This is a genomic window from Desulfosporosinus hippei DSM 8344 (genome assembly GCF_900100785.1).
Lineage (GTDB): Bacteria > Bacillota > Desulfitobacteriia > Desulfitobacteriales > Desulfitobacteriaceae > Desulfosporosinus > Desulfosporosinus hippei.
Genome location: NZ_FNCP01000039.1, coordinates 21,691 through 30,823, shown reverse-complemented (window position 1 = coordinate 30,823; position 9,133 = coordinate 21,691). Strand labels below are relative to the sequence as shown.

Sequence of the window (9,133 nt, the reverse complement as noted above, 5' to 3'; positions counted from 1 at the left end):
GGAAAGGTGTTTTTCCTGTCAATAAACTAAAATATTTTGTTCTAAGCTAGATAGATACAGGGTTAGAGGTAACTTTCGCTATGCGAAAGTTGAGTTAATAACTAATTATATTCTGTCTAATATCCAAATATTTATTTTCTCAAAATGCATGATAACCTTTATCTAGGACGGAGGGATCGCTTTCCATGCCTTTAATGTCCCTTTTCATCCCTAGTTAAGGCTTGTCAAGCTGCCCAAGTGCCTTCTTTATGTTAATTTTCCACGTTATAATAATCAATGATGTTGGTTAAATATAAGCCGTCAAAGAGAAAAACCGACTGGAAACAGCCGGTTATTATATTAACCTTCACATATTAATTAAAAGTAAGGAGTGTAATATGAATCTGTTCCTGACATGCCAGTAAACTCGGTATTTGTATAAAGTGTTGCTATTTTAGCTCTATAAGTCCCTGCTGTACTTTGCAACCAGCTATAACTTTTAGTCATACTTAGCACAGTAGTGATGCTTGTATCATATAAATGTCCCCGGATAGTTCCTGAAGAAAAATTACTAGGGGTTAAGGTGGATACAACAGTACCGCTAGAGTTAAGCATCTGTAAGTTCAACATTGAACCTTGTCCTCGCGGAATTTCAGGACTATAGGCTGAAACAATAAAGGAAAAGTAATCATGACCATCTACATACTGTTGTCCGGATTGTTCATACTGATTACCAACATAGCTTGTAGATACATTGTAGCTTTTGATTGCCCAATTAGGACTCCAACCTGTGTGAAGAGTATAGGAATTTACCGAAACATCAGTTGCAAAGGCATTACCTACTAGAACAACATTTAATAACAAAGTGGCAAGTACTATAGCAAAACGCTTTTTCATCTGATATACCTCCCTATAAATACAATTTTGAAGTGTCAATAGTAAATACACGATCAGAGTATTGCTTATTAATAGTTATTGATGCTTTGCTCTTCAGATCTGTTTTTATCTTCTTCCAATAATCCTGATACTCAGTATTGATCTGGGAAATTAGCTCGCCTTCGGTTAAAGGTTTTAATTCTCCCTTCGCTATCCCAATTTCGATAGCTTTATCATACGCTTTTTTGAAGGTTACAATGCGAAAAGCATTGTAGTATTCATAGGTATTCCAATACTCGTCAAAACTCATATTGGCGGATGAGCAAAAATCATCAACATACTTTTGAACAGTAGCATCTTGTTTGTAGAGTGACTTCTCAGATTCGATAAAACTATTAATCTCACTTTTCAATGGGAGAACACTATTTTTAATCGCATAACTCATAATGAGTTTTTCTTCAACTAAAGTATTGAAAACTGACTTATCATCCGCATCTCCCGTTTCGGCAACGTTCCTGAGACCTTCTCTAAATTCAATTTCTCCTATGGATATTGGCAACAAATCCACATTTGTAACGATTTCTTTTTCATTAAAAGACTTACTTGCTAAAGCGTCAAGCGATTTCGAAAGTAGCTCAGGATTATCTTTAATGTAACTACCCGCCAATTGGATATGCTCTTCAACGCTTTTCTTATCGTCAGCGTAGGAATTTTGGATTAGTACTCCAAAAAAATTTGCTATTAGCAAAAATAACAAAGTACCAATAATTAAGATTTTCTTTCTCATAATATTTCCTCCTTTTAATGTAATGTCTTTAATCAAGGACTTTTAAGAGGTTAGCGATCATTGGGATATGAGAGAGCCTTTTATTGTAGACGGCAACCATATATGCGCCATGGCCTGTCCACCTCCTTTGATTGGCATCTTACCAACTGGTTGATTAAACCATGTTACCCCCTTCTACTTATTAGACAATTAAGCCATGGAAAAAGCTTCATAAGTTTTGGGAAAAATAAAAAATAGGATAAAGGCCCTATGTAAAGAGGGCCTTGGACTCATTTTGGTTTAAAATTAATTCCCTAAAAAAGGATTCGACTGCAACAATCTTGAAGTAGACGACCAATGCATTTGAAGACAGGAGGTGTAGCAGTTGTTTTTCCCTAAGGATAAGAAGATTCAACTTGATGAAGAATTGTATGAACGCTGTTATCATAGGGTGTTTAATGCTCTTAATCTAATCATAAGGGACCCGGAATTGGCCAAAGACGCAGTTCAAGAAGGTTTTTATAAGGCGTTTTGCAATTTTAACCAACTGAGAGAACAAAATAAGTTTTGTGCATGGGTCATGAGCATTGCCATAAATCAAGCTAAAAATATGTTGCAGAAAAACTCTCGTCAGGTATTGACGAGCGAAACGGAGTTATCCAACCAGATTAATTCCAGCGGATACAACCCACCTGATCCAGTAAGCGATTTAGTATTACTTAAAGATGAAGTAGAAAATGTCCTAACCAAACTTAATGTTGCGGATCGGGAGATTCTTGTATTAAAGTATTTCTCGGATTACTCGACTGAAGAAATTGCAGCTATCCTTGAAATTTCAACTCAAAATGTGAATCAAAGACTTCGACGTGCTCGAGAAAGATACAGAATAAAAAATACACTTAATAAATCATCAGAGAGTTTAGAGGGGTGTGGACAATGAGTGATGAGTTTGAAGATAAAATAGGTCAACAAATTCGGAAATCCCTTTTGCTGGAAGCAAGTAAGATAGATGTACCCCCTGTTAAAGAGCAGTGGGAAGATTTTGTAAGGCGATATAGAGCTCCGAAAAAACGAACGAACCGGATTAGTAAAGTCACTCTCACAGCGGCAGCAGTAGTACTACTCGCTATTGCAGGTTCGTTTTTAAGGCCTTCAACAGCATCTGCTCTTGGTGAGAGGCTAATCGACTCCATAAAGGTTTTTCTTGGGGGAAGTCTTTACAACGTAAATACTGTGCAAAAAGGCAATTCGGATCCTCCCACAATTGAACGAAATGAGCTTCCGTCGGAGATGGAAGTTACGTTAGATGAGGTTGAGAAAATTGTTTACTTTAGTGTTGCCAAACCACATTATCTTCCTCAAGGTACTGAGCGGAAGAAAGTTTTTCTGACCCAAACAACCGGAGATACCTATTCTATTAAAATGGAGTATTCGTATAATAGCCAGCCATTTATGTTACTACAGAACAATTTAGTTGCAGGTCATAATGGGAGTTTCTTATATGACTCGGATGATGCACAGGTTAATAATATCGATATAAACGGAAATGAGGGACATTTGCTAAAGACTAAAGATGGAACATTAATACTGCGATGGGCGATGAGAGGGCTGGAGATAGAGTTGATTGGAAAAATCGAAGAAGATGATCTGATTAAAGTCGCAAGGTCGGTGACCTAAGATACTTAACGAAAAAATCATGTGAGCATTTGGTCGGAGTGCTCACATGATTTTCGTTAATGACATGATTATTCCGTGGAACTTTTCGTTTCGTTTAGGTTCCTGGTTCTATTTCTTAAACAAATTAACTAGATTGCTATGGCATGTATACTCCCGATGTATAAGTCCAGGCAGTCTCTTTAAAAGACCCGTCATAAGCATAGTGTTCAGTCGCAACCCTGTAGGTATATCCAGGAGTTACGGTGTAATCAACCATTGTAGTAAATAAATTTGTATCATATCCTTGTCGACTCACAGTGTCCATGGTAACCCACGAGCTATTATTGTAGTACTGGAGATAAAACTTCACACCAACAATGTCTGTGACCTTATAAGTCAATGTTTCACCATAGATACTAACATGATTGTTCCCGGCATTTTGAATACTGCTGTAGCCGCCTTGGATAAGCTGCAGTGCTTCAATGCCAATTCCTGATTCGATGGAGTTTGATTTAGATGATTCTGGGGATGCAAGTACGGGACTGGATCCAAACATCATTAAGGCAACGATTAGAAATGTTAGAGCTGGTTTTTTCATAATTTTCATCCTCCTTGTAATAATTCATTATCCTTATTACTTAGACAATTAAGAAGGTTGATTTTCTTCATTAAACTTTAAAAAAATTTAACACGCTAAAACGTGTTAAAAGGACCGTCCCCTTAACCCTTCTTGCTCCCTTCCCTAATATTTGCTATGATAGAGGTTAAAGCAACAATCAATCCAAGGAAGGTGAATAAGTTGTCAATTTCACGTGAAGACGTTGAATACGTGGCGGCATTGGCGCGCTTAGAGTTAACTGAGCAGGAAACACAAGAATACACCGAACAGCTTAACTCCATTTTAGGCTACGCGGCTATGTTGGAGAAATTAGATACAAGTGATGTGGTACCTACAGCACACGCTGTTCCTTTGCATAATGTTCTGCGGGAGGACCAAGTCAAACCTTCGATTAATCATGACAAAGCCCTCAGGAATGCCCCGGATGGGGAAGAGGGATTCTTTAGAGTTCCGAAAATCAGTTTGACTTAAGCTTATTTGACTTGGAAAGGAGACTGCGGAAGTTGGAATCAGTAACAATTGGGAAGTCAGTGAGTGAACTACATGAACTGCTTCTACATAAAGAGATAAGCTCCACGGAATTAACCAAAGCCTACATAGACCGCATCAAGTCTGTGGATCCTGCCTTGCAGGCCTATTTGACTGTCTTGGAAGAGGAAGCCTTAGCCCAAGCGGCTGATGTCGATGAAAAAATCTCTCAAGGACAAGCACTCAAACCTTTAGAAGGTATTCCCATGGCCCTCAAAGACAATATGTGCACAGAAGGAATTCGCACAAGCTGTGCTTCAAAAATGCTGGAGAATTTTTATCCGCCTTACAATGCCACAGTGACAGAGCGTCTGCGGGCGGCGGGAACCATCCTTTTGGGCAAACTGAACATGGACGAGTTTGCCATGGGATCCTCCACAGAGAATTCCTATTTTGCTAAGACTCGCAATCCCTGGAATTTAGAGTGTGTCCCGGGGGGATCTTCGGGAGGCTCAGCCGTAGCAGTAGCCGGGGATGAAGCAGCTTTTACTCTGGGCTCAGACACGGGGGGATCCATTCGCCAGCCTGCCGCTTTCTGTGGAGTGGTTGGAATGAAGCCCACCTATGGTGCGGTATCCCGCTTAGGTTTAATCGCGTTTGCCTCCTCCCTGGACCAGATTGGTCCCTTCACCAAAACAGTTCGGGACAATGCTCTGGTGATGAATGCCATTGCCGGACATGACCCCTTAGATTCCACATCCGTTCCTATTGAAGCTCCTGATTATACGAAGTTTCTGGTCAACGACATCAAAGGTCTGAAGATCGGGATTCCCCGGGAATACTTCGGCGCAGGAATTGACCCGGAGGTGGCCAAAGGGATTCAAGCCGGAATTCAAACTCTGATTGATTTAGGAGCAGAAGTAGCGGAGTGCTCCCTGCCTCATACGGAATACGCCATCCCGGCCTATTACCTGATTGCCACTGCTGAAGCCAGCTCCAACCTGGCCCGTTATGACGGCGTGCGCTACGGCTATCGGGCAGATGCTGACGATGTCTTAGGAATGTTCAAAAAGACTCGGGCTGAAGGATTTGGTCAGGAAGTAAAACGCAGAATCATGCTGGGCACCTATGCTCTGAGTTCCGGCTATTATGATGCCTACTATCTTAAAGCTCAAAAGGTCAGAACCCTGATTAAACAGGATTTCGATAAAGCCTTTGAGAAGTTTGACGTTTTACTTTCCCCAACCGCGCCCACATCGGCCTTTAAATTTGGGGAAAAATCCGCTGACCCCTTGGCCATGTATTTATCGGACATTACCACAGTCCCCATCAACCTGGCAGGTATTCCGGCAATTTCCATACCTGCCGGCTTCGTCAATGGTCTGCCCATTGGCATGCAATTAATGGGCAAAGCCTTCGGTGAAGGGTCATTGTACCGTGTAGCTTATACTTTTGAGCAAAACACGAATTATCACACCTTAAAACCAAATCTCTCCCGGGAGGTGCTGACCGGTGGTAGTCGCTAATAAATATGAAATGGTTTGTGGACTGGAAGTTCACGTAGAACTCCAGACCAAGACAAAGATTTTTTGCGGGTGTACAACAGAGTTCGGTGGAGACCAAAACACTCATGTCTGCCCCGTCTGCTTAGGCATGCCCGGTGCTCTTCCGGTACTAAATCGTGAAGTAGTGGATTACGCCATCAAAGCTGGCTTAGCCTTAAATTGCGAAATCGCCGAATTCTCCAAGTTTGACAGAAAGAACTATTTCTATCCCGACTTGTCCAAGAACTACCAAACCTCTCAGTTCGATTTACCCATTTGCGGTAAAGGAGGCTTAGAGATTGAAGTGGAGGGCGAGAAAAAATGGATTGGGATTACTCGGGCCCACATGGAGGAAGATGCAGGTAAGCTCGTTCATAGCGGAGATACCATCACAACCTCTAATGCTTCCTCCGTTGACTATAACCGAGCGGGAGTCCCCCTCTTGGAAATCGTATCCGAGCCGGATATGCGTTCAATCCCGGAAGTCCTGGCTTACCTGGAAAAATTAGTGCAAATCTTAGAGTATACGGAAGTCTCGGATTGTCGAATGGAACAAGGCTCCGTGCGCTTTGATATTAATGTTTCCTTGCGCCCCATTGGAGAGACAGCCTTCGGAACTCGTACAGAGACAAAGAACTTAAACTCTTTCAGCTCCGTACGGCGCTGTATGGAATATGAAATAGCCCGGCAAGCAAGAGTGTTAGATGCGGGTGAAAAAGTGGTCCAAGAGACAAGGACCTGGGATGAGGGTCAAGGGATAACCTTAGCCTTGCGCTCCAAGGAAGAAGCCCATGATTACCGCTATTTCCCTGAGCCTGATCTAACCCCGTTGATCATCGATCGAGAATGGGTGGAACGAATTCGCCAAACCCTGCCTGAGCTTCCGGCGGAACGACGCGCTCGGCTGCAGGGCATAGGATTGTCAGAATACGATGCCGGGGTAATCACCCAATCCAAATCCTTGTCGGACTTCTTTGATGCAGCACTTAAGAGCTTTGGCGATGCTAAGACCTTAGCTAACTGGGTGATGGGAGATGTTATGCGTCTGCTGAATTCCAACCAGTGTCCAGTCGAGGATTCTCCCATTTCTCCCAAGCAGTTAGCGGAATTATTAGAGCTGATCGAAAAAGGAACCATCAGCGGCAAAATTGCCAAGACAGTACTCGAAGAAATGTATGCCACCGGTAAGGACGCCCAGGTGATCGTTAAGGAAAAAGGGCTTGCTCAAATCAGTGATGAAGGGGCCTTGCTGGGAATTATCGACGGCGTACTTGCCGCTAATCCTCAATCCGTAGAGGACTACCGCGCCGGCAAAGATCGCGCCATTGGCTTTTTAGTCGGACAGATCATGAAAGCCACCAAAGGTCAGGCGAATCCGGGTCTAGTCAATCGATTGCTGAAGGAAAAACTATCTTAATTGTAACTCAGAGGCTTTTCCGAAAGGAGAGCCTCTTTTTGATAGATTGATTCTTTAAGTCTGGGGAATACTGAAGAGTAAGCTGACCTGTGAATAAATATACTGGTCATTAAATAAGTATACAGTATAAAGAACCCAGCATTCTTCAAACTCAAAGGAGATTGTGCTAGTATAAGGTATGTGATTTTAAAACCTGTTATATATTCCAGCTAATTAAGAGGGGTGAGTCTGAATGAGACATTTAACCATTGTAGACACTACATTGCGTGATGGAGAACAAACAGCTGGGGTTGTTTTTTCTAATCAAGAAAAATTGCGAATCGCCCGGTTGCTCGATGAACTTGGCGTTCATCAGATAGAAGCCGGAGTAGCGGTTATGGGCGGGGATGAAAAGAAGGCGATTAGTGAAATCGCCAAGTTAGGCTTAAAAGCAAGTATAATGGGCTGGAATCGGGCGGTTATTTCTGATATAGAAGCATCATTGGCCTGTGGTGTGGATGCCGTAGCAATTTCTATCTCCACCTCTGACATTCATATTGAACATAAACTTATGACCACTCGGGAAGATGTTTTAGAGCGGATGGTAAAGGCAACCACTTTTGCGAAAAAAGAAGGAATGTACATTTCCGTCAACGCGGAAGATGCTTCCCGGTCTGATATGGATTTTCTGGTTCAATTTGCGAAGGAAGCTAAAATCGCCGGTGCAGATCGCTTGCGCTATTGTGATACTGTAGGAATCTTAGACCCTTTTGCAACCTATGAAAAAATTATGACCCTAGTAGAAAAAGCGGGCATAGATGTGGAAATGCATACTCATGACGACTTCGGGATGGCCACGGCCAATGCCCTGGCCGGAGTAAAGGCCGGAGCAACCCATGTAGGTGTAACGGTTAACGGCTTAGGAGAGCGGGCCGGAAATGCTGCCTTAGAAGAAGTGGTTATGGCGTTGAAGCACTTATTAGATACGGATCTGAGCTTTGCGACGGAACGATTTGTCGAGGTTTCCGAATATGTCGCCCGAGCGTCAGGGCGGATGCTCCCACCTTGGAAGTCTATTGTGGGAAGCAACATGTTTGCCCATGAGTCGGGCATCCATGCCGACGGTGCCCTTAAAAATCCTCGGACTTATGAAGCCTTTAGTCCTGAGGACGTGGGCCTTGAACGTCAAATTGTCATTGGCAAACACTCCGGAACTGCATCCATCAAGGCAAAATTCCGCAATGAGTATGGCAAAGAGATTGCTGAAGAAGATGCAGCTGAGATGCTTAAAAGGGTCAGGGCAATAGCCGTGGATATGAAGAGATCACTTTTTGACAAGGAGTTAATGTATATTTACAGTGATATGCTGAAACAACGACAGTAATAGCCGATATTTCAATCCAGGCTTGTGAGGGGGTGTGTGAAAACTAGGCCCCCAAATTCAAAGCGCTTATTTCTATAACAAATACGGTCTCTTTCCACTTTCAAAGTAAAGTGGAAGGGATCGTTTTTGTTTACAGAAGTGAAATTTGGGGAGGTGAATCCAAGACTTACAAGTATTTTGGTCAGCCTCCCAATTATTTGCAAGTTACTTTGCAAAAAAACCTAAAAATCATTGTTAACTTTAAAAAAATAAACATATTTTGCCTACATTTTAATACATGTCTCAATTCGTTGACACATAAACTTCAACTAGCGCTGTAAGTGATTGTTAATGTTATACTCCCCCTAAGTGTTTACCATTGTAAGCACTTAGGGGAGTACTTTTATAGAGAACTTATTCTAAGTGAAAAGCGCAAATCCTTAGCATCAGCTGATTTCAGGTAGAT

9 protein-coding genes are annotated in these 9,133 nt (G+C 42.3%); 6 read left to right on the top strand and 3 right to left on the bottom strand.

The genetic code is table 11. The features are described 5' to 3' along the window. Positions 1-357: 357 nt before the first annotated feature. Both BLS16_RS21480 and BLS16_RS21475 read right to left on the bottom strand, forming a co-directional pair. Positions 358-876: a hypothetical protein gene (locus BLS16_RS21480; protein WP_092335655.1), complete on the bottom strand. Its 519-nt coding sequence runs from the start codon at positions 874-876 to the stop codon at positions 358-360. Positions 877-889: 13 nt separating this feature from the next. Further along, on the bottom strand, positions 890-1,642 hold the full coding sequence (locus tag BLS16_RS21475; RefSeq protein WP_092335654.1) for a hypothetical protein: 753 nt from the start codon (positions 1,640-1,642) through the stop codon (positions 890-892). Between the two features lie 364 nt (positions 1,643-2,006). On the opposite strand from BLS16_RS21475, the gene BLS16_RS21470 reads away from it, so the two are divergent. Continuing rightward, positions 2,007-2,561: an RNA polymerase sigma factor gene (locus BLS16_RS21470; RefSeq protein ID WP_092335653.1), complete on the top strand. Its 555-nt coding sequence runs from the start codon at positions 2,007-2,009 to the stop codon at positions 2,559-2,561. Continuing rightward, on the top strand, positions 2,558-3,298 hold the full coding sequence (locus tag BLS16_RS21465) for a DUF4367 domain-containing protein (protein WP_092335652.1): 741 nt from the start codon (positions 2,558-2,560) through the stop codon (positions 3,296-3,298). Before BLS16_RS21470 ends, BLS16_RS21465 begins: the two co-directional genes overlap by 4 nt. 136 nt (positions 3,299-3,434) lie before the next feature. On the opposite strand, the gene BLS16_RS21460 is transcribed toward BLS16_RS21465, so the two are convergent. Beyond that, positions 3,435-3,875, bottom strand: coding sequence for a DUF6147 family protein (locus tag BLS16_RS21460; protein ID WP_092335651.1), 441 nt, complete (start codon positions 3,873-3,875; stop codon positions 3,435-3,437). A 201-nt stretch (positions 3,876-4,076) separates the two neighbouring features. On the opposite strand from BLS16_RS21460, the gene gatC reads away from it, so the two are divergent. The 4 genes from gatC to nifV all read left to right on the top strand — a co-directional run bounded on the left by gatC (position 4,077) and on the right by nifV (position 8,688). After that, positions 4,077-4,367, top strand: coding sequence for an Asp-tRNA(Asn)/Glu-tRNA(Gln) amidotransferase subunit GatC (gatC, locus tag BLS16_RS21455; RefSeq protein WP_092335650.1), 291 nt, complete (start codon positions 4,077-4,079; stop codon positions 4,365-4,367). A 32-nt stretch (positions 4,368-4,399) separates the two neighbouring features. Further along, positions 4,400-5,890: an Asp-tRNA(Asn)/Glu-tRNA(Gln) amidotransferase subunit GatA gene (gene gatA / locus BLS16_RS21450; protein WP_092335649.1), complete on the top strand. Its 1,491-nt coding sequence runs from the start codon at positions 4,400-4,402 to the stop codon at positions 5,888-5,890. Beyond that, a complete protein-coding gene (gatB, locus tag BLS16_RS21445; protein ID WP_092335648.1) occupies positions 5,877-7,325 on the top strand; it encodes an Asp-tRNA(Asn)/Glu-tRNA(Gln) amidotransferase subunit GatB in 1,449 nt (482 codons plus the stop codon). The genes gatA and gatB overlap by 14 nt, the downstream gene beginning before the upstream one ends. A gap of 232 nt (positions 7,326-7,557) precedes the next feature. Next, positions 7,558-8,688: a homocitrate synthase gene (gene nifV, locus BLS16_RS21440; RefSeq protein ID WP_092335647.1), complete on the top strand. Its 1,131-nt coding sequence runs from the start codon at positions 7,558-7,560 to the stop codon at positions 8,686-8,688. Positions 8,689-9,133: the final 445 nt, after the last annotated feature.